The following is a 19,849-nucleotide window of genomic DNA, read 5'->3' as shown; positions in this document are numbered from 1 at the left end:
AGGCCCGAGCTTGAGGCGAGTTCGAGGCGCGACGAGGGAGCATAGCGGTAGCTATGTGACCGAGGAGCAACGAAGAAATCGGCCAAGCTCGGGCTTCCCCGAAGGGGCCGAGCGCTTTTGGGCTGCGACCGCGTCGCTCGTCGCTCACATACCGCTGCGGGTATGCTCGCTCCTTGCTCCTTGTCTCGCTCCAAAAGCGCTCGGCCAAATTGATCATATTATTACTTGACAGGGCCTAAGCGCACCGCCATCGCATGGATCGCTACATCCTGGCCCTTCTGGCCTGGATCCTGATTTTCGCCTGGCAGGCCTTGAACGTTGGCGTGCAGTGGTCGAGAAGCGCGCGCCTGGCCGAAAGGATCGAGGCGCGCGGCCAAATCCTCAGCTTCCAGGCCAAGGAGCTTTCCAGCCTCCACCGTCTCATCCAGGCCCAGGACGGTGAAATGCGGTTTCTGCAGAACCTTCCCGAGCTTCTTCCCAAGGACAAGGGCTACCTCAGGACCCAGAAGGTGATCTCTGATGATGTGCAGGCCCTGCGGCGCAAGCTCGCCCCCAAGCTCAAGGGAGTCCTCCACGTCCTTGTGGACGCCAAGGCCAATAAGCTTTACGTCAAGAGAGGCTTCCAGCTCCTCTGGCAAGCCGATTGCTCGGTCGGTCGCGGCGGGGTGCTCGTGGACCGCAGGACCGGAAGGCGCTGGGAGTTCGTCACCCCTCGCGGGGAGTTCCGGGTCATCGGGAAAACCGAGAATCCAAAATGGAGGAAGCCCGACTGGGCCTACGCCGAAACCGGAGAGCCTCCGCCTCCCCCGGACGACCCAAAACGCCTCGTGGAAGGCGAGCTCGGGGCCTACCTCCTTAATCTGGGCGACGGCTACCTGATCCACGGCACGAAGAAGGAGGCGCTTTTGGGCCGGCCCGCCTCCCACGGCTGCGTCAGGCTGGGCGCTGCGGACTTAAAGAAGCTCTACGATTTGGCTCCAACGGGAACCCGTGTCTATATATTCTATTAGGACGGCCGGCGCGCGCTGGTCCCGGGCGCTCTCAAGGGGCTCTCCTCGAGACATACTATGGGCTGTCGGCGTCTCCTTGCTGATCGCGCTGAACGCGACCCGCCTCCACCTCAAAAGCGAATGCCGCGCGCTGGAGGAGCGCCTTTCCGATGTCGAGGCGCGCGGGGAGCGCCTTTCCCGCATCGCGGAGGAGGCGGGTGCGGCGCAATCGCTCAAAGCGCGGGATCTTTCCGCGTTCAAGGACGACCTTTCCAAGCTCACCCAGTCGCGCCGCAGTCTCTACGAGGGGGGACTGCAGCTTCAAGAGGAGAAGAGGCTGCTCGAGAAGCAATGGGAGATCGTCTCCGTCTATCTCATGATTGACGAGGAAGCGAAAAAAATACACTTGATGAGGGGCGAGCAGTCGCTCGAGAGCTATCCGATTTCCTACGCCCCATCCCATGGCTTCGGCGCGGGCTTGTCCCCGACCCCGCCCCCTTTTCTCCAAATCGTCTCCAAGGAGCGCTTCGCCCACCCGGAGCGGGGCAAGTCCGAGCAGGTCGCCGGCCAGCTTCAGTGGGAGCCGCCCCAGGTAGGCACCTCGGTGCGCAGCAACGCTTTGGGGGAATACGTCATGTTCACCAGGGGCGCTCTAATCCTTCACGGCCCTCCGCGAAAAACGGAGGAGCACGGCCTTTTCCCTCATTATTGCGTGGGCCTCGGTCTCGGGGCGGCGCGCAAGCTTTACCTCAACAGCTTCATCGGCACCAAAATATGGATCAAGCCCGCGCCGAGACCCGCGGCGCCGGCCGCTCCCGCCAAGGAAAAGAAAAAGTAGTAGAATGTCCCCATGAAAAAATATGGAGCGGTATTCTTGGCCGCGGCGGCTTTGGGCTCGGCCTTGCCGGCGCGGGCCTTATTCTTCAACGCGGGAGCAAGCCAGACCACGGGAAGCCGCAATTACTCGGGCACGCGCGTCTACGCCGACTTCGGGGATTCCCTGCATGTCCGCCCCTCTTTTTCCGCGTACCATTCGGATTCCTCCAGCGGGACGTACAAGACCATCTCGGCCAGGATCGGTTATGACCTGCCTTTCTTCGGCGTCGGGCTGACGGCGGGGGGGAGCCCGACCGTGAACGGCTACGGCAACACCTTCTTCGGCGCGGACGCCGTGGTGTCTCTCTCTCCGACCGGGTCGGGCCCGATCCGCCGCATCAAGGCCTCGGAGCAGGGCGGGGGCAAGGCCCGGGGCAAGGGCGTGGCCCGGGTGGATTTGGGGGCGGGGCTTCTTTACACGGCTCACCGGGACGATCTTCAGGCCGGCGGTGCGCGCAGGAGCCGGGCCGTGAGCGTGGGCCAGACCGACCTTGGGGCCTCCCTCGGAGTCTCCTTCCTCGGCAATCTCGCCAGCGCGGATCTCACGAAATCGGTTTACGACCGGGATTTGCGCGCCCTGTCGCTTCGTCCGGCCCAGACCCTCGCCCCGCAGGGCCTCGCGGCGGTGATCCAGGGATTTCCGAACACCAGCGCCCACCTCCAGTTCGAGATGGGAATGCTGCCTCTGGTCTCGCCCTTTGTCTCCTACACGCGCACGACCTTCGAGCTTGGAGAGCCCTCCCTGAACGCCTACGCGCTCGGGGCCTATGCCGAGCTCATGATGGTGGAAGTCTCGGCTTCTTACCAGCGCTACGCGCAGTCCGGGCGGGCCGATCGCAATTATTTTGGCTTGGGGGCCAGTTTGAGATTTTAATGGCCCAGGAACACTCCCAAAGGCCGCTAACTTTCCTCGACATGACCTGCGTCGGCGTCAACGCCATCGTGGGCTCGAGCATTTTCCTGTTTCCGGGAAAGCTCGCCGCGTTCCTGGGTCCGGCCTCGGTGCTTTCCTTCGCCTTCACCGGCCTCCTGCTTTCCAGCGTCGCCCTGTGTTTTGCCGAGGCCGCCAGCCGCTACGAGCGCCCCGGAGGGGCCTACCTCTACACCCGGGACGCCTTCGGGGACTGGGCCGGGTACGGGGTGGGCTGGATGTGCTGGGTGACCCAGATATTGTCCTGGGCCGCGGTTGCCAACGGCATCGCGGTCTACCTCGGCTATTTCGGCCCGCTTTTCACCCAGAAATGGCTGGTCAAGGCCGTGGCCGCTTCCGTGATCCTCCTCATGGGAACCATCAATTACCGAGGCGTGAAGATGGGGGCCTGGACCTCGGATTTCTTCACCATGGCCAAGCTTGTCCCTTTGCTCCTGTTCGCGGCGGTGGGCCTGGCGCGTTTCGACGCTTCGGCTCTGCATCCCTTTGCGCCGACAGGCCTGCGCTCCATGGGCCCAGCCTGCTTTCTCGCTTATTTCGCCTTCCAGGGCTTCGAGTCCATCCCGGTCCCCGCCGGCGAGGCCCAGAACCCGCAGAGGAATGTTCCTCTCGCCGTGATTTTCTCCATGGCCCTGGCCACGGTCCTCTACATGCTGGTCCAGTTGGCCGCCGTCGGCTCCTATCCCGGCCTGGCGGGCTCCGAACGCCCCCTGGCCGAGGCCGCGGCCCGTCTTTTGGGCCCGGTGGGAGCCTCCGTCATCGTGGCCGGAGCGGTCTTGTCCATGATCGGCTACAACGCGGGCTGCGCCTTGGGCTCGCCGCGCTACCTCGTGGCCCTGGCCCAGGACGCTCATCTGCCCCCAAGCCTCGGCGCGCTCCACGAACGCTTCGGCACCCCGTCCAAGGCCGTGGCTTGGACGGCGGGGCTGTCGTTGCTCGCCGCGGTCCTGGTTGACTTCGGCAAGCTCGTGGACGTCACCAACATCGTGGTCTGTGCCCAATACCTGGCCACCTGCGCGGCCGTTCCCCTGTTGAGACGGGGAGGGGCCGGCCCGTTTCAAATTCCCGGGGGGGCGCTCGTCCCGAGCTTGGGCGTGGCCGCCACTCTATGGTTGGGAGCCCAAGGGGGCTTGGCCGAGATCGCTTGGACCTTGGGCTTTCTCTCCTTCGGCCTGATTTTAAAGCTGGCAATGAAATCGCGCGTTCCTACGGAGGTTTACTCATGAAAACGGCCTTGGCTCTGGCTCTTCTGGCGGCGGCAGCGCCCCGCATCTGCGCAGAAACATACCAAATAGACCCGGACCACAGCGAGGTGCGCTTCAAAATACATCATCTCGTGGGCAACGTGGGAGGGGCCTTCGACAGATTCGAGGGGAGCTTCGACTTCGACCCCAAGAAGCCCGGAGACGCCAAGGCCTGGGCCAAGATAGACGCCGCCAGCATAAACACCCGCAACGAGAAAAGGGACGGACACCTGAGAAGCCCGGATTTCTTCGACGCGGTCCAGCATCCCTTCCTGGAGTTCAAAAGCAAGAAGCTGTCGTTGTTCGACGGCAAAAAGGGGAAGCTCTCGGGCACTCTTACCATGCACGGCGTGACCAAGCCGGTTGTCCTCGAGGTAAAGATGGGGGAGATCGGCAAGGACCCCTGGGGAGGCGTGCGCGCCGGATTCTCGGCCGAGGGCACGCTCCACCGGAAGGATTTCGGGATCGTCTGGAACAAGACCTTGGACAACGGGGGCCTTATGCTGGGCGATGACGTGAAGATAGAGATTGAAATCGAAGGGAAAGCCGCCCCAAAGGACGCCCAGGCGCAGAAGTAGTCGCGCTTCCTTTAAAAGGAGATGGGCGTGAGGCCCAGGGCCTCGGCCAAAGACCTGGCCGCGAGCAGGCGGGAAGCCCGCAGGGCCAGGGCTGGAGAGACCCTGTGGAGGTTTCTCATGATTTTCGCGCTTAAATCCGGGTAAATTTCCGCTTTTCCTTTTTTTATCCCGTTCACGATCCGCGCCGCTACGGCTTCCGGCCGGGCCACCATCCACTCGAGGAATTTCGGGAATGGCGCGTTTTTCTGCCGCATGAGAGGCGTGTCGAAGAATCCAGGGGAAACCAGGCAGGCCCTCACCGGACTGCGGGAAAGGCGCAGCTCGGCCTGGAGAGCCCTCGTAAAGCCAACGACCCCGAACTTGGACGCGGCGTAAGCGGTCATGAACCCGGCGGGGATGTGCCCCGCCATGGAGGAGACGTTCACGATGAGCCCCTCTCCCGCCGGCTTCATCCGAGAAAGCGCGAAATGGCTGCCGTAAACCGTCCCGAGGAGGTTGACCCTCATGATCTCCTCAAAATGGGCGAGGTCCATTTTCTCCAGCGCCTCTATTCGGGCAAGCCCGGCGTTGTTGATGAACAGCTGCGGCGGGTCCTTTTCGCCGCAGCTGCTGGTAAGAGTCGTTAAATAGGATTCCTTGGCCGAAACGTCGGCTTGAAGAGTAGCCAGAGAGAACGCCCTACCCTCCGCCTCTCTAGCGAGAGCCGCGAGTCCCTTTTCATTCTTATCCACGGCCAAGACTTTCGCCCCCTCCTGCAGGAGCTCGAAGACGAGAGCCCGACCAAGGCCCCCGGCCGCACCGGTCACCACCGCTTTTTTTCCGGCCAAGGCTAGCGCCAAGGTATTTCCTCGGAAAGCCAGCGGACGCCCGTTTCCTCCACGACCAGTATCTCCTCGAATTTGGCCCCGAAACCCTTGCCTCCCAAGTGCGGCTCGATGGCCCAGGCTCCCCACAGCTCGCCGCGGTGCTCCTCATTGAGAAGATCCGGGAGCAATCCCTCCCTCAGGAAGCGGCTCAAGGCTTGCCAGCTGAACGGAATGAAGGTGGGAGGGCGCCGGGACTCTGGCATGGGATGGAGCCGGTGCCCCAGGACCCCGCCGGGATATTTATGATGGGCGGGTTCATAGCCCGCGGCCGCGATATGGCGGGCTATGGCGGAGGCGATGTCGCCTCCCGTGGTCCGGCCCGGATTTTTCACGGCCTGCTCGAACAACCGCAGGACGGTCGCACGCAGCTCCTCCAGGACCGCAGCGGCCTTGCCCAGCTCCGGGTCGGGTCCGAGCGAGAAAGAGTAGCCGATGTCTCCGGGATAGCCTTTGAAGACCGGGGCAGTGTCCAAGATCACGCAGTCTCCTGAACCTAGGGCGCGCTTTCCGGGCAGGAAATCGGCCCAGCGCCGCATTCCGTCGAATCTACTTCTCTCCCCGAACCAGGCGAAGGACTTGTGGAAGAAGACCCGAACCCCGTGGTCGGCCAGCCATACATCCATGAGGCGCGCGGTCTGGGCCTCGCTCCAGCCCTCGCGCATCTCCCGGGCGATGGCCTTGGCGCAGCGGTAAGCAAGGTCCTGGGAGCGCGCCAGTCCCTCCAGGACCTCGCGGTCGAGAGTTCGTCCCTTTTTGCCTCGGTAAAGCAGAGCCTTGAGGGGGTTCATACCGATCCGTGGTTTTGAGCCCAAAACTCCGCCAAGAGACGGTTGATGCGCTCCGGCTGCTCGCGGTGGAGCCAATGCTTGCCGCGCACGACCCGGAGGGTGGGCTTGGCCGCGATGTCCTTAAGCTCCAGGGCCGTGGGAGCCTCCAGATAGCGGTCCTGCTCGCTTGATATGACCAGGACCGGGACCTGGACGGGCTTGGCCTTCTCCTTCATGAAATGGGGGATGTCGCGCACGAATTGCCGATACTGGTTCATGGCGTTGATGACGGCCCCCTCGAAGTCATCCAAGGACAGCTCCCCTTGGGGGGGCTCCCAGCCCTCGCGCGAAAGGATTTTAAAAAACTCCTTATGGAAGAGCCAAAGGAGGGCCTCGCAGACGTAGGGCACCTGGAAGGCCCCCATGTACCAGCTTTTGAAGAGCTGGCGCGGCCAGAGCAGGCGCCGCAGGTACTGCCTGGGGTGGGCGCTGTTGAGAATGGTGACGGTCTTGATGCGGGGGTGGGGGTGGCAGGCGAGCATCCAGGCGTGCACGCCTCCGACGTCGTGGCCCACCACGTGGATGGGCCTTTCTCCCGCCGGATCCACGGCCCGCAAGAGCTCGAGGTGGTCGAGGAGAATGGAGTAAGCCCCGTAGCGCCGGAGGTCCTTGGGGGGCTCGGAGGGGCCCACCCCGCGGGCGAAGGGGAGAATCACGCGGTATTTGTCCGCGAAGGCCGCGGCCTGGGGGCTCCAAGTGGCGGGCGTGTCCAGGTAGCCGTGGATGAAGAGAAGTATCTCTCCTGCCGCGTTGTCGTTGTCGAGCCAGGCGGTCTTTAATTCTCGAAAGCGGGTGCTTTTGGCGGCCGTCCCGGCTAAGGTGATCATCAGTCCGCGCTCAGAGGCAGGGGCTGGGGCTTGGGCGTGGGAATGCGCAGGGCCCGGAGCCTTTCCACCAAGCCCTGGTAGTCGTGGTGGTAGTTGGGGTTGAGCAGCAGGCTCACGAAGGGGGCCGCCACGAAGAGGCGGCGGATGATCTCGATGGGGGAGAGCTTGCGCAAGAGGGGCATGCAGGAGTAGAGGGATGCGTAAAAGGGGTGCTTTTTCCTTAGCCAATACGTATTCCGTATCCGGGAGAGCGACGAGAACGCCCAGGAGACCTCGAGGGCTTGGGCCAGGGGCAGATCGGTCTTGCGCCAGAAGACGTTGGCCCAGGACTTGTTCCGGCGGTAGAGATGCTCGAGCATCCAATAGGAGTAGGGATTGTGGCGGATTTCCTCCTCGAAATGCCTGCGATGGATGTCGAAATAGAGGGGGTCGAGCTGTTTTTTAAAGGGCTGCATCTGCTTGTAGATGAGGATGGAGACCTCCTCCACCAAGGTTAGGACCCACCAGAGGGCGTGGCCGCCGTAATGCGAGTTTAGCTTAAGCGTCCTGTGGAGCAAGGTCCCGGACACCGTGGGGAGTATGGTCAGAAGGTCCTTGTGCTCGATGCCGGTTTGCTCCGCGAAGGCCACGAGGAAGCGCTTGAACACCCGGGAGTGCTTTTCCTCCTCGGAGAAGAACTGTTCGCCCATGGCCTCGAATTCGGGGCCCACCGGGTAAAGGGCGAGGTTCCTCTCCCATACCAATTCCTTGGCCTGCACGAGGGCCGTCTCCATCTCGGAGAAGGTCTGGGCGATCACGAGACCCAGGTACTGGCTGATGATGAGCCTTTGCTCGTGGGAGGCCTCCGGGAACACCAGGTTGTCCTGATCGAGGGGGACGAAAAAGCGCCCGAGGTCTATGCCCCGCTCCCAGGGCAGGCCTTTCTCGAAATCCCAGGAAAGCCTTTTCTGCCTTTCCAAGACCTTGGCCAGGGCCTGCTCGTCGTCCGGATCGAGCCTCTTCACCGGATAATTATATAAAACCGGGCAAGGGGCCGGTGAGGTACGGAGCGGTTATTTGCGGTAGACGACCTACCGGCGCATGCCCAAGGCGAGCCTCACGCTGGCGCCGAAGGTCTTCATGGGCTCGCCCAAGGTGTGGGAGATCATGCGCACGCAGCCTAGCGAACAGCCGGCCTCGCAGGGCTTGTGGCGGTCGTTCTGGGCGAGGATATTGGAGTCGAGCTGGTCCAAGGGGTACATGTAGTCGCGCTGCTGGGCGCACCACTGCACGCCTCCCTTGGCGTTGACGTAGAGGAACTTGAAGCCCGCCAGGCATTTCCAGGGCCTAGAGAAGTCGCCCGCCAGCATCTCCGTCAAGTGCTCGCCGTAAAAATTGACGCCCTCGAAGACCCCGTACTTGCGCAAAAGCTCGAGGTACTTCTCGCCGCGGATGGCGATCTGCCCGCCCTTGCCGTGCATGACGGAGAAGCCGAAGGTGAAGGGGAAATCCTTGAGGGCCTCCCGGAACCGGGCGTAGTCGGCCAAGGTCGCCTCGTTGAGCACGGTTTGTATCTCGACCTTGAACCTGGCCTCCCGGGCCAGAAGCTTGAGCCTGGGCAGGATGGACTTGAGGCTCTTGTCCGAGAGCGCGGTGGGCTCCAGGGAGTCCACGGACACCTGCATGAAGTCGAGCCCCGCGGCGTTGAGCTCTTGGATTGCCTTTTCGGTCAGGAGAAAGCCGTTGGTGATGATGGTGGCAAGGTTCGAGCCCCCGCGCTTGGCCTTGACGTAGGCGACGAGGGCCGCGATCTCGGGGTGGAGCAAGGTCTCCCCGCCCAGGAAGTCGTAGACCTGGACCCCGAGCCTGTCGAGCCGGTCTATCCGTTCCTTTAGGACGGCCAGGGGGATTACGGGAGCTCCGGGGGTGTACTCGTCGCAGTAGGCGCAGGTGAGGTTGCAGTCGTCGGTCACGACCACCTGGGCGTACATGGCCTTGGAATCCACCACCCTCTTGGCTCCGGTCAAGATGAAGCGCCAGTCGACAGCCATGAGTCGGTATGATACCAAAAACGCCGTCGCGAACTTATCCACCAAAATTCCCGGGAAGCTTTGGTGGATAACTCGAACCCCTCTCATTGTTATAATAAAACCAATGACAGAGCATGGCGCGCCCAACCGCCTGATACGCGAGAAGAGCCCGTATCTTCTCCAGCACGCGCATAATCCCGTGGACTGGCATCCCTGGGGGGAAGAGGCCTTCGCCAAGGCCCGGGCAGAGGAGAAGCCCATCCTCCTATCCATCGGCTACTCGACTTGCCATTGGTGCCACGTCATGGAGCAGGAAAGCTTCGAGGATCCCGGCATCGCCGGGCTCATGAACAAGTGGTTTATCTCCATCAAGCTCGACCGCGAGGAGCGCCCGGACGTGGACAAGATATACATGACCGCGGTGCAGGCCATGACCGGGCAGGGGGGCTGGCCCTTGAACGTCTTCTTGACGCCCGAGCTCAAGCCTTTTTACGGCGGGACATACTTTCCCCCGGAGCCGCGCCGGGGCCAGCCGGGATTTGCCCGGCTCCTTGAGCGCATCGCCGAGCTTTGGCGCACCCAGCGGGCTGACTTAGAGAAGGACGCCGGCTCCCTCACCGCGGCGGTCGGGGCTTACGTGGCCGGGGAGGCGAAGCCCTCGGAACTCCGCGCCGAATGGCTGGACAGAGCTTTGGCGGCCTACCGGGGAAGTTTCGACCCCGAGCACGGGGGCTTCGGCAGCGCTCCCAAGTTTCCCATGCCGGTCTACCACCACTTCCTCCTCAGGTACTACGCGCGCACGGGGAACAGGGAAGCTCTCGACCTTTGCCTCGTAACCTTGCGCCGCATGGCCCGGGGAGGGATATGCGACCAGATCGGGGGGGGATTCCATCGCTACTCCACGGACGCCGAGTGGCGCGTGCCCCATTTCGAGAAGATGCTTTACGACAACGCCCAGCTGGCCGCCGTCTATTTGGAGGCCTTCCAGGTCAGCGGCGATCCCGAAATGGCCTTGGTGGCGCGGGAAACTTTGGACTATCTCCTGCGCGACATGCGCCATTCCGAGGGGGGATTTTTCTCCGCCGAGGACGCCGATAGCCTAGAGCCTGAAACCGGGCGTAAAGAGGAGGGGGCGTTTTATCTTTGGAGCGAAGTGGAGCTGCGAAACGTTCTGGGAGCGGACACGGAGCCTTTCATCCGATATTTCGGAGTCGAGCCCTCGGGCAAACGTATCCTCCATGCCGGGCCATCCTCACCCCGCCCCGACCTTGGCCAGGCCAAGGCCAGGCTATTGGCCGCCCGCGCCGCCAGGCCTCGGCCGGGGCTGGACGACAAAGTCCTCGTCTCCTGGAACGGGCTCGCCATATCGGCCTTCGCCAAGGCCTGGCTGATTCTTGAGGAGCCCCAGTATCTCGCGGCAGCCCAGGTCGCCGCGGGCTTCATCCGCAAGCGCCTCTACGATTCAGACTCCAAGCACCTTTGGCGGCGTTGGCGAGGGGAGGCCGGGGTGCCGGCGATGGCCGACGATTACGCCTTCCTCGCCCAGGGCCTGCTCGATCTTTACGAGGCGGACTTCGACCACTCGTGGCTAGACTGGGCCATGGCGCTCGCCGAGGAGCAAAACCGCCTGTTCCTAGCCGATCAGGGAGGATTTTATTTGACGGCCGAGGGCCACGATAAGAACCTCATCCTGCGCGCCATGGACGACTCCGACAACGTGGAGCCTAGCGCCAGCTCTATTGGCGCCTTGAACCTTCTGCGCCTCCATCAGTTTACCCGCCGTAAGGACTTCCTGGAGGCGGCGGAGAAAACCCTTCGGCGCTTCGGCCCGCTTATGGAGCGGCGCCCCCTGTCCTTGGCGGCCATGCTCTCGGCTCTAAGCTTCCATCTCTCGAAGCCACGGCAGATCGTGATCGCGGGCGCTCCCGGGATGCCCGGCTACGAGGAAATGCTCCGGACCATACGTTCCCGCTTTTTGCCGGAGAAGATCACGGCCCTCGCCCGGCACATGCCCTTTCCCGAGGCTTTTGCGCCCAAGGACGGCAAGACGCTCATCTACATTTGCGCGGGGGGAGTCTGCGAACTTCCCATCATGGACGCCGCTCTCTTGAGAAAAACTCTCGACGCATTGCTTCCCAAGGCATGAAGGATCCGGCGCGGGGCAAGGAAATCCACCGCCGGGTCATGATGATGCTCGGCCTCATGATCACAGCCTTCGCTTTGGCCGCGGCCTATCTCGCCTTCGGGCCGGGGGGCAGTATGCCGCCGCTTTTCTTTGGCCATTGGCGGCGGCTAGGCCCGCCGTCAGGCGGGCCGGTGGTAAGAATTGCGAAGCATTCCGAAATGAGATGGCGCTCCTTAACTTCTGAGGTTCTTGAGGAAGCACGAAAACGAAACTGCCTCATTCTCCTGCACCTGGCAAGCCCGTCGTCGCGGGCTTCCCAGGTGCAGGAGGAAGTCTTCAACGATTCCCGCGTTGAGTCATGGATCGAGGGTCGCGCCATTGCCGTGAAGGAAGACCTCGACGAAAGACCGGACCTGCAGCTGCGCTTCGGCGCCGGCCTTCGCGCAAGCCTCGCCCTCATCACGCCCTCCGGAGAGGTTCTCGGGGCCTCGGCCGCGGGCTCGCCCGGGCTTTTCCTCAACTGGGCCAGGGCATTGGAGGCGGCTTACCGCAGAAATCCCGCGGCCATTGACGCGGCGCTTAAGAAGCGCCGCGAGGGCGCGCGCTTTCGCCCTCCTCTGGACTCTGCCGTCTTGGGTCCTGAGGATCCGGTCTGGGGCGGGGTTCATAGGTCGGCGGTGGAATACGAGAAATTGCTGGCAGATCAGGCCCGCACTTTGGAGGCCGAATCAGAACCCCAGAGAGCCTCCAGAGCGCTTTCTTATGTGCGGCATTTCCTTTCAGCCCCTGCGGGAGGTTATTTCAACGCCCAAACCGGGGAGCTCCTGCGGCCGGACGGCCGGATCGTGGAGGGGCGCTATTATTTCTCCCTCCCCGAGGCCAAGCGCCGGGGTTTGGGAATTCCCGCCGTGGACAAGCGCCTCTTCGCGGCCCCCAACGCGGCCATGGCGGCAAGCGTTCTCGCCTCGCCCCATGCCCGGGGGCAGGACCGCGAGCAGGCCCTCAAGACCTTGCGGCGCTGGCGCCAAGAAGACCTCTTGGGGGGCTGTGTTGTTCACCGTCTCGGGGGGCCGGCCTCTTGTTTTCTCCAAGACCAAACGGCCATGGGGGAGGCATTTCTCACCGGATACCAGCGGACCGGAGACCCCGCCTATCTCAAGGCATGCGTTGCCATCTTTCGGGGAGCCGAGAGACATCTCGCCGACCCCGTCTCGCGGGGATTGCGGGACCGGCCGGGAGATGGGGTTCTCATCCCAGCGCTTAACGCGGACGCCGGGCGGTTTTACCTGAAGCTCGCCCAGGCTCTCCCCCGGGCCGCGCCGGAGAAAGGCATCCTCCTTGCCTGGGGAGGGAGCTTGCTGAGATTATTTGCTAGGATCAAATGATGCCGCATTTTAGGAGGAACTCCATCATGAAATTCGTCCCATTCTCTTTGCTGCTGGCCGCGCTTGCAAGCGCGCCCCTTCTGGCCCATGAGGGCCACGACGCCAAGGCCCACGCCAAGCATGAGGCGGCCAAGACCGCTGGCCCTGGAACCCTTTCCGGAGAGATCGTGGACATGGCCTGCTACATGGGCCACGGCGCCATGGGGAAAAAACACTCCGACTGCGCCAAGCAATGCATCCTGGGCGGAGCCCCCATGGGCCTGGTCACTGAGAAGGGCGGGGTTTACCTGCTGGTCGAAAACCACGACAAGAAGGAGGCCTACGTTCAAGCCAAGGACTTGGCCGGGAAAAGCGCCAAGCTCTCCGGCACGATCGCCAGCCGCGGCGGGGTGCAGGCCCTGATTGTGGATAAGATCGAGAAATAAGCCCCGGCGGCTGCCGGACCCGCGATGGAATTATTCCTCCTGCACCCGGCCTTCGTGCATTTTCCGATCGCCCTTCTGTCGCTCGGGCTTGCGGCGGAGCTCTCCTCTTTCCTGAGCCGGGGCTCAGGAAACCTCGCCAGGGCTTCCTCCGCGCTGCTATGGCTGGGGACCGCGGCGGCCTTGGCCGCCGCGGGACTTGGGCTCCTGGCCGAGAAAACGGTCCCGCACGTTCCGAGGGCCTGGGAGACCTTCGCCGAGCACAAGAGCCTCGGCCTATGGACTGCAGGGGTTTTCAGCCTCCTTTCCGCGTGGCGCTGGCTCAAGCCCTCGGCCGGACCGCGGCTTTTTCTCGCGGCATGGCTTGCCGCGACGGGATTGCTATTCTCGGCGGCCTACCACGGAGGAGAGCTCGTCTTCCACTATGGAGTTGGGGTCCTTACCACTCGCTAGTCGGACCTTTTTTGGGGGCGAGGGAAATCAAGTAGTCGGCCACGGCCGAGATCTCGTCTTGCTTCAACACCTCCGCCCATTTCGGCATAAAAATCATGGGCGGGGGAGCGTTGGGGTCGGCTGGAGCGGGGAAAACGCCTCCCGCGATTTTCTTTTCCAGTTCTTCCTTGGAGTAGCCCTCCGCGACCTTGGTGAGGGAGGGGATGAGCCCCCCGACCACGTTATTGTTGGGATAGCCCCCGCGCCCCTTCTCGGCATGGCAGGCGACACAGCCCGCCAAATTGAAGATCATCTCCCCGCGCTTGAGCGGATCCTGGAGGATTTCAGGATGATTCCAGGGTCGGCCGCCCTCCCAGGCCTGCCCCTTCTGGGTGGATAGATAGGCCACCAAAGCGGCACGCATCTCCTGGTTGAGGTTGAAATTGGGCATGACGGTTTGCTTGCGCCAGGAATGCGGGTTTTTGAGCCAGGCGTCGAGCCACTGTGGGCTCTTTCTGAAACCGATAAAAGTCAGATTGGGTCCGTAGGAGCCGCCGACCGCGCCGACTTGATGGCATTGGCGGCAGCCCAAGGCGTTGAAATAGGCCTGGCCTCTGGCTTCGGGAGAGGAGGCTCTCTGGCAGGCGGCCAGCGCCGCGGCGGCTAAGATCACGAGACAAGCGGAAGTTTTCAACCTCATTTAAACTCCTCCGAACAAAAGCATTCCGAACAGGAGAGGCAAATAGGCCAATGAGGCCATGAACAGGCGGCGCGTGTCCAAGGCGGCCAAGGTCCAACTGGCGCGCATTCCAAGCCCCAGATAAGCCGTGCTTAAGAGCAAAGCTCCGATGGCGTAGCCCAGCCCCGCCATACCCAAGAATAGGGGGAAGAGACTGGCCAAGAGCACCGTGAAGGAGTGGAGCGCCATCTGGAAGGCCGTCAGGCCTCCATTGGGATCGACCACCGGCATGACGCGAAAGCCCGCGGCCGCGTACTCCTCGCGATAGATCCAAAACAGGGAAAGAAAGTGTGGGATCTGCCACAAGAACTGGATCGCGAACAGAGCCCAGGCGCGAGGCTCAAGATGGCCCATTCCTGCGGCCCAGCCGATCAATGGGGGCATGGCTCCGGCCGCGGCCCCCAGCCAAGTAGTATGGGGAGTGATCTTTTTGAGCGGTGTGTATAGTCCCAAATAGAGAATCAACGTTAAAGCCGTTAGGGCTGCCGCCAGGCCTCCCGCCCCCGCCGCCAGGAGGCCGATTCCGGCGGCCGAAAGCGCGCCGCCCAGGGCCAAAGCGGCCTCCGGTTTTACGGAGCCCGCGGGGAGGGGGCGGGAACTCGTGCGGCGCATGAGCCGGTCCTCGCGGCGCTCCAGGTACTGATTGAGGACGCCGCAGGCGCATGAGGAAAGGGCGGTGCCGGCAAGCAGGCAGAGCAGCGGCCGCGCATCCCGGGCTCCCGAGAGCCAGTACCCAAGCCCGGAGGTCGACATCACCATGAGGGCGATGCGGCCCTTGAAGAGCGCGAGAATGTCCTTGGTCATGGCTGGCGCAGGGACCGCAAGGTCCAAATCACGCAAGTGCCCAGAATCAAGGCCCCCGCGGCCACATGGCAGGCGGTAAGAGCGGCCGAGAAGTTGATGGCGCGCCCCAAGTCCAGCACGAAGCGGGCCCTAAACGACTCGAAACCTAGAAACCACTGGAGGGGCAGAAGGAAAGCGAGCATAAGCGCGGGCCTGGCCAGGGCCGCGCGGTCCCCGCCCCGGGCCCAGGTCTGGTAGAGGAGGTTCCCAAGGGTGGCCGAGGCGGCGAAGGCCCAGAGAAAATGCAGCCACAACCCCGAGCGGGCGTGGCGCACCAAGGCGCCCCAAAGAATCTGGAGGTAGACGGCCCCAAGCGCCCAGGCGCCCGCCTTCCAGAGGCCGCTTTCCGCGGGCTCGGGAGCAGAGCCCGCGTACCACGGAGACGTCGCCTGCGCCAAAGCCAAAAGAAGGCAGAACACGGCCTGGCCGAGGCAGGCGTGGGCAATCGAGACCGGGTGGGGCAGGCCCCAGAGCACGGTAATTCCTCCCAGAAGCGCCTGCAGCAAAATCGCGCCGGCGGCGGCGTAAGCCAAGCTCTTGACCCAAGCTCGAGTTTCTTTGAGGCGCAGTCCCAAGGCCAGGGCGCAGGCCAGAATCGCCACCAGGCCTGCGATCACGCGATGCCCGTGCTCGAAGAAGACTCCGCCTTCCATCCTCGGGAAAAACTGGCCGAAGGAGAGTGGCCAGTCCGGAACGGCCAGGCTCGAGCCCGTCGAGGTGACCAGGCCTCCGGCTAGGATCAGGAAGAAAGCCAGAACCGCGGTGAGCTCCGCCAGGGGATGGATCCAAAGAGGAAGAGGGGGCATCACGCGGAGCGGGCCTCGCTGGCCGCGCGGTTTCTTTCGATCCGCCACATGGTCCAGGCCAAGGCCCCCAGAATGGAGAAGGTAAATCCCAAGAGGACGACGAGCCCCCAGCCGAGGCCGCGGAACAGCCCGCTCTGCTGGGGCTGCCCAAAACAGACCGCGCAGGCGTGAGCCGCGGCGGGCGAGAGAAGCCACAGGACCGCGGCTGGCGCGAGCGCCTTTTTCATAAGAGTTCCTTGTGCCTTCGCATGAACCATCGCAAATAGAAGAGCCCGAGGCTCAGGCCGAGGGCGGACGAGCCCGCCATCATCCAGGCCAGCTCTCCGCGCGAGAGCTGGCCTAACGACCAATAGCCCAGAAACCCCATCAGCGCCAGGCTTGTCAAGATGAAAAAGAGATGGAAATTCTTGAGAGACATCTAGCGAATGCGCGTCTCGGAGGGGCTCTCCTCGGAGGCGACAGAGACCGCAATCCGGGCCCTGCGGTCGGCGATGGAGACGCTGTCTTTGATGGGCGCCAAAAAAAGGAAGGACATGAAGAAGATGGTGACGCCCAGCAGGCCATAGATGACGATCCTCTCGCCCTTCAAGTGCATGAAAAACGCGGCCACCAGCCCCGCCTTGAGCGTGGCGATGGCCATGCCCACGGCCACGCCGGCCGCGATGGGGAGATGGAGGTATGAGACCAGGACGGTCACGACGGTCAGCACCATCAGCGCGCCGAATATCGCGAGGTAAAGCTTCACGTCGGCTTGGGAGTGTCCCTTCATGTTTATAGCAGGTATAGGGCCGGGAAGAGAAATATCCAGACGATGTCGACGAAGTGCCAGTAAAGGCCGGCCCCCTCGACCCGCCCGACAAAGAGAGGATGATCCCACTCCTTGCCGCTCAAATAATACAGCGCGCTGTTGACGATGATCCCGCCGATCACATGAAGGCCATGCAGGCCGGTCATGGTAAAGTAGATCGCGAAAAAGATGTTGGTGGAGGGGTAGTGGTGGTGATGGAACTTCGTGCCGTACTCGACGGACTTGACGGCGAGGAAGGCGAACCCGAGCAGTATCGTGATCCCCATGAACTTCCTAAAGCCCGCCAAATCCCGCTCCACGGCCTTGGCATAGGCCAAGACCATGGTCACGCTCGAGGTGATGAGAACGAAGGTGTTCATCATGGCCAAGGGCACATTGAGGGTTTCCCAGCCGCGCGGCCAGGAGGCCGACCCTAGCCGCAGGACCAGGTAGGTGGTGAACAAGGTCGCGAAAAGCATGACCTCCGAGGCCAGGAAGAGCCAGACGCCGAGCTTGGCGTTGGAAACTCCGCTGCCGGCGCATTGCGGCGCGGAGGCGGCCATGGCGGAATTCATGCGGCCTCCACGTTTTGGGGAATATAGTCCCGCTCGCAGCCGCGAGGGGAGTAATCATAAGGCTCCCGGTAGACGCAGGGGGGTTTCTCGAAGTTGCCGTGCGGAGGAGGGGAAGGGCAGGCCCATTCAAGAGTCGTGGCCTGCCAGGGATTCTCCTCGCTCTTCTGGCCTTTGAAAATGCTGTGGAAGAAGTTGTAAATGAACGGCGCTTGAAACAGGAGGAGAAGGTAGGCCGAGGCCGTGCTCACGACGTTGAGATGCTGGGTGGTGAGGTTGTGGGCTTGGGCCGTGGGATCCCATAGGCGGCGGGAAACCCCGGCCATTCCCATGATGAACATCGGGAAGAACACGCCGTTCATCGAGAGCAAGGTGCCCCAGAAATGAATCCGTCCGAGCCTGTCGTCCATTTTGCGGCCGAACCATTTGGGAAACCAATGGTAGACCCCGGCCATGAGACCGATGATGGAGCCGGTCACCACCACGTAGTGGAAATGCCCGATCACGTAGTAGGTGTCGTGGAGGTAAATGTCCGTGGCGGTCAGGCCCAGGGGAAGCCCGGTGAGGCCGCCGATGCCGAACATGGGCAGGAAGGCCAGGGCGAAGAGCATGGGGGTCGTGAAGCGAATCGAGCCCCCCCGCAGGCTGTAAATGAGGCAGGTCAAAATGGCGACGGAGGGCACCGAGATGATCATGGTGGTGACGAGGAAAAAGTTGCTCAAGATTGGGCTCATCCCGCTGATGAACATGTGATGGGCCCAAACCACGAAGGACATGACCCCCACGGATATCATCCCCAGGACTATCGTTTTATAACCATGCAGGGGCTTGCGGGTGTTGGCGGCCATGATCTCTGCCACGATGCCCATGGGGGGAAGCACGAGGACATAGACCTCGGGATGCGCGAGGAACCAGAACAGATGCTGCCACAGCAGGGGTTGGCCTCCCCCGGAGGCCCGGTGCCTCAGCCCCAAGACCACTAGATCCGAGGGGATGTAGAAGCTGGTTCCGGCCACCCGGTCCATGAACTGAAGCACGGCGGCCGCCTCAAGGGGGGGGAATGCCAGGAGCAGGAGCACGGAGGTGACCAGCTGGGCCCATACGAAGACCGGCATGCGCCAGAGGCTCATGCCCCGAGCCCGCATGTTCAAGGTCGTGACGAGGAAATTGATGGCGCCTAAAAGCGAGGAGGTGATGATGATGACCATGGCCAGGAGCCAGACGGTCTGTCCGGGATTTATGATGGAAAGCGGGGGATAAGAGGTCCAGCCCGACTGGGCGGCCCCACCCGGAAGGATGAAGGACGAAAGCATGAGAAGCCCGCCGGGAAGATAAAGCCAGTACGACATCATGTTAAGCCTCGGGAAGGCCATGTCGGGCGCCCCGATCTGAAGGGGAAGAACGTAATTGCCGAAGGCGCCCACGGCCAAGGGAACGATGCCCAAAAACACCATGATGGTGCCGTGCATGGCGCCGAGCGCGTTATAAAACTCGCCGGTCATCACTCCGTTGGGGGCGAGGCTAGGGGAGAGAAGTTTCCCTATTATGGGGATGGGCTGGCCCGGGAAAGCCAGCTGCCAGCGCATCAGGAGCATGAGACCGAACCCGGCCAAGAGGAAGAGCATGGAGGTCATCAGGTACTGCAGGCCGATGACCTTGTGGTCCACCGAGAAAACGTAGGCGCGCAGCCACCCCGAGGGGGCTTGGGCGTGTTGGTCGTGGGCTGCGTCGTGGGTTACCATGTTGATGGGGCCTTGGCGGGCTCGGGGGCTTGCGCGGCCTGGGCCTTGAGCCAGCCTTGGTATTCCTCCGGATTCTCGACGAACACCTCGCCTCTCATCAAGCTGTGCGCAAATCCGCAAAGCTGGGCGCAGGTGATCTCGTAGTGCCCAACCCTGTTGGGCTCCACCCAAACCGGGATGGTGAGGCCCGGCACGGCGTCCTGCTTCAAGCGGAACTCCGGCACGAAAAAGCTGTGGATGACGTCCTTGGAGCTGAGATGGATGAGAGTGGTCTTGCCCAGGGGGAGATGAAGCTCGTTGGCGCCCACCACGTCGTCCTGGGCGGCGGGATCGTCGCGGTCTAGCCCTATGGGATTGGAAAAATGCACCAGATCCGGGCTTCTGCGGCCAAATTTGCCGTCCGGGCCGGGATAATGCACGTTCCAGGCGAACTGCTCGGCGACGAGCGCTACCTGGTTCGACTCCTGGGATTTTGGGGAGTGAATTTTAATCCGAGACCAGACCGGAATGGCGTACAGGGAGATGAGCGCGATCTCGAAGATCAGGACGACGATATCCGGAATCAGGCTCGTGGAAAACAAACCATGGTCGTCCTCCCGCTGGGCCGCCACGCCCTCGCGGCGCCGATAACGGACCAGAAGATAGGCGAAAAAAATACCCCACAGCACGAATATGACAAGCATCGCGACGTGAATGAGCTTGAGTCCGAAATCGATGTCCTTGGCGAAGGTTGAGGCCGCGATCGGCAGCCCCATGCTGTAGTTGGAATTCATCGAACTTATAACAAATTATCAAATCCGCGGCCGCCTTTGCAACTTTTCGTCCACGAGCCGGCTTGACAGCCGGCGA

Annotated in this window: 23 protein-coding genes; 9 read left to right on the top strand and 14 right to left on the bottom strand. The window is 62.6% G+C overall.

The genetic code is table 11. The features are described from left to right. The first annotated feature begins 254 nt into the window (after nucleotides 1-254). The 5 genes from HY921_01415 (at nucleotide 255) to HY921_01395 (ending at nucleotide 4,618) form a co-directional block, all read left to right on the top strand. Nucleotides 255-1,010, top strand: coding sequence for a L,D-transpeptidase (locus tag HY921_01415; protein MBI5629521.1), 756 nt, complete (start codon nucleotides 255-257; stop codon nucleotides 1,008-1,010). Nucleotides 1,011-1,086: 76 nt separating this feature from the next. Then, nucleotides 1,087-1,827, top strand: coding sequence for a hypothetical protein (locus HY921_01410; protein MBI5629520.1), 741 nt, complete (start codon nucleotides 1,087-1,089; stop codon nucleotides 1,825-1,827). 12 nt (nucleotides 1,828-1,839) lie between these two features. Continuing rightward, nucleotides 1,840-2,739 (top strand): hypothetical protein, encoded by a 900-nt coding sequence (locus HY921_01405; GenBank protein MBI5629519.1) that lies wholly within the window; start codon nucleotides 1,840-1,842, stop codon nucleotides 2,737-2,739. After that, the gene (locus HY921_01400) at nucleotides 2,739-4,022 is read left to right on the top strand and encodes an amino acid permease (protein ID MBI5629518.1); all 1,284 of its coding nucleotides are present in this window, start codon (nucleotides 2,739-2,741) and stop codon (nucleotides 4,020-4,022) included. The genes HY921_01405 and HY921_01400 overlap by 1 nt, the downstream gene beginning before the upstream one ends. Then, nucleotides 4,019-4,618 (top strand): YceI family protein, encoded by a 600-nt coding sequence (locus tag HY921_01395; protein MBI5629517.1) that lies wholly within the window; start codon nucleotides 4,019-4,021, stop codon nucleotides 4,616-4,618. Before HY921_01400 ends, HY921_01395 begins: the two co-directional genes overlap by 4 nt. 11 nt (nucleotides 4,619-4,629) lie before the next feature. Here HY921_01395 and HY921_01390 read toward each other — a convergent pair whose 3' ends face one another. The 5 genes from HY921_01390 to HY921_01370 all read right to left on the bottom strand — a co-directional run bounded on the left by HY921_01390 (nucleotide 4,630) and on the right by HY921_01370 (nucleotide 9,168). Further along, nucleotides 4,630-5,457 (bottom strand): SDR family oxidoreductase, encoded by an 828-nt coding sequence (locus HY921_01390; GenBank protein MBI5629516.1) that lies wholly within the window; start codon nucleotides 5,455-5,457, stop codon nucleotides 4,630-4,632. Beyond that, nucleotides 5,448-6,272, bottom strand: coding sequence for an aminopeptidase P family protein (locus HY921_01385; GenBank protein MBI5629515.1), 825 nt, complete (start codon nucleotides 6,270-6,272; stop codon nucleotides 5,448-5,450). Before HY921_01385 ends, HY921_01390 begins: the two co-directional genes overlap by 10 nt. Beyond that, complete coding sequence (locus HY921_01380) at nucleotides 6,269-7,138, bottom strand: alpha/beta fold hydrolase (protein MBI5629514.1); 870 nt, start codon at nucleotides 7,136-7,138, stop codon at nucleotides 6,269-6,271. The genes HY921_01385 and HY921_01380 overlap by 4 nt, the downstream gene beginning before the upstream one ends. Continuing rightward, a complete protein-coding gene (locus HY921_01375; protein ID MBI5629513.1) occupies nucleotides 7,138-8,142 on the bottom strand; it encodes a diiron oxygenase in 1,005 nt (334 codons plus the stop codon). The genes HY921_01380 and HY921_01375 overlap by 1 nt, the downstream gene beginning before the upstream one ends. A 66-nt stretch (nucleotides 8,143-8,208) precedes the next feature. Further along, nucleotides 8,209-9,168 carry a radical SAM protein gene (locus HY921_01370; GenBank protein MBI5629512.1) on the bottom strand — a complete coding sequence of 320 codons (960 nt, stop codon included), beginning with the start codon at nucleotides 9,166-9,168 and terminating at the stop codon, nucleotides 8,209-8,211. A 103-nt stretch (nucleotides 9,169-9,271) separates the two neighbouring features. Here HY921_01370 and HY921_01365 point away from each other — a divergent pair, with 103 nt between their 5' ends. From HY921_01365 to HY921_01350, 4 genes are read left to right on the top strand one after another with little or no spacing between them, the layout of a single operon-like run. Next, the gene (locus HY921_01365; protein MBI5629511.1) at nucleotides 9,272-11,293 is read left to right on the top strand and encodes a thioredoxin domain-containing protein; all 2,022 of its coding nucleotides are present in this window, start codon (nucleotides 9,272-9,274) and stop codon (nucleotides 11,291-11,293) included. Then, nucleotides 11,290-12,657, top strand: coding sequence for a DUF255 domain-containing protein (locus HY921_01360; protein MBI5629510.1), 1,368 nt, complete (start codon nucleotides 11,290-11,292; stop codon nucleotides 12,655-12,657). The genes HY921_01365 and HY921_01360 overlap by 4 nt, the downstream gene beginning before the upstream one ends. 26 nt (nucleotides 12,658-12,683) lie before the next feature. Further along, nucleotides 12,684-13,082 carry a hypothetical protein gene (locus HY921_01355; GenBank protein ID MBI5629509.1) on the top strand — a complete coding sequence of 133 codons (399 nt, stop codon included), beginning with the start codon at nucleotides 12,684-12,686 and terminating at the stop codon, nucleotides 13,080-13,082. A gap of 24 nt (nucleotides 13,083-13,106) precedes the next feature. Next, nucleotides 13,107-13,532, top strand: a complete 426-nt coding sequence (locus HY921_01350; protein MBI5629508.1) for a DUF2231 domain-containing protein — start codon at nucleotides 13,107-13,109, stop codon at nucleotides 13,530-13,532. On the opposite strand, the gene HY921_01345 is transcribed toward HY921_01350, so the two are convergent. From HY921_01345 to HY921_01305, 9 genes are read right to left on the bottom strand one after another with little or no spacing between them, the layout of a single operon-like run. Further along, nucleotides 13,519-14,211, bottom strand: coding sequence for a cytochrome c (locus HY921_01345; protein MBI5629507.1), 693 nt, complete (start codon nucleotides 14,209-14,211; stop codon nucleotides 13,519-13,521). The genes HY921_01350 and HY921_01345 overlap by 14 nt on opposite strands. Beyond that, nucleotides 14,212-15,054 carry a protoheme IX farnesyltransferase gene (cyoE, locus tag HY921_01340; GenBank protein ID MBI5629506.1) on the bottom strand — a complete coding sequence of 281 codons (843 nt, stop codon included), beginning with the start codon at nucleotides 15,052-15,054 and terminating at the stop codon, nucleotides 14,212-14,214. Continuing rightward, entirely contained in the window at nucleotides 15,051-15,902 is an 852-nt protein-coding gene (locus HY921_01335; GenBank protein ID MBI5629505.1) for a COX15/CtaA family protein, read from the bottom strand. Before HY921_01335 ends, cyoE begins: the two co-directional genes overlap by 4 nt. Further along, nucleotides 15,899-16,126 carry a hypothetical protein gene (locus HY921_01330; protein ID MBI5629504.1) on the bottom strand — a complete coding sequence of 76 codons (228 nt, stop codon included), beginning with the start codon at nucleotides 16,124-16,126 and terminating at the stop codon, nucleotides 15,899-15,901. The genes HY921_01335 and HY921_01330 overlap by 4 nt, the downstream gene beginning before the upstream one ends. Continuing rightward, nucleotides 16,123-16,317, bottom strand: coding sequence for a hypothetical protein (locus HY921_01325; protein MBI5629503.1), 195 nt, complete (start codon nucleotides 16,315-16,317; stop codon nucleotides 16,123-16,125). The genes HY921_01330 and HY921_01325 overlap by 4 nt, the downstream gene beginning before the upstream one ends. Continuing rightward, entirely contained in the window at nucleotides 16,318-16,668 is a 351-nt protein-coding gene (locus HY921_01320; protein MBI5629502.1) for a cytochrome C oxidase subunit IV family protein, read from the bottom strand. A 2-nt stretch (nucleotides 16,669-16,670) separates the two neighbouring features. Beyond that, entirely contained in the window at nucleotides 16,671-17,249 is a 579-nt protein-coding gene (locus HY921_01315) for a heme-copper oxidase subunit III (protein ID MBI5629501.1), read from the bottom strand. Nucleotides 17,250-17,257: 8 nt separating this feature from the next. After that, nucleotides 17,258-19,000 (bottom strand): cbb3-type cytochrome c oxidase subunit I, encoded by a 1,743-nt coding sequence (locus HY921_01310; protein ID MBI5629500.1) that lies wholly within the window; start codon nucleotides 18,998-19,000, stop codon nucleotides 17,258-17,260. After that, nucleotides 18,994-19,773 (bottom strand): hypothetical protein, encoded by a 780-nt coding sequence (locus tag HY921_01305; protein MBI5629499.1) that lies wholly within the window; start codon nucleotides 19,771-19,773, stop codon nucleotides 18,994-18,996. Before HY921_01305 ends, HY921_01310 begins: the two co-directional genes overlap by 7 nt. Nucleotides 19,774-19,849 lie beyond the last annotated feature (76 nt).

Source organism: Elusimicrobiota bacterium (assembly GCA_016218575.1).
In the GTDB taxonomy this organism is placed as follows: Bacteria; Elusimicrobiota; Elusimicrobia; order UBA1565; family UBA9628; genus JACRDN01.
Note: the sequence above shows the minus strand (reverse complement) of the source record. Positions and strands in the feature narration are given on the sequence as shown.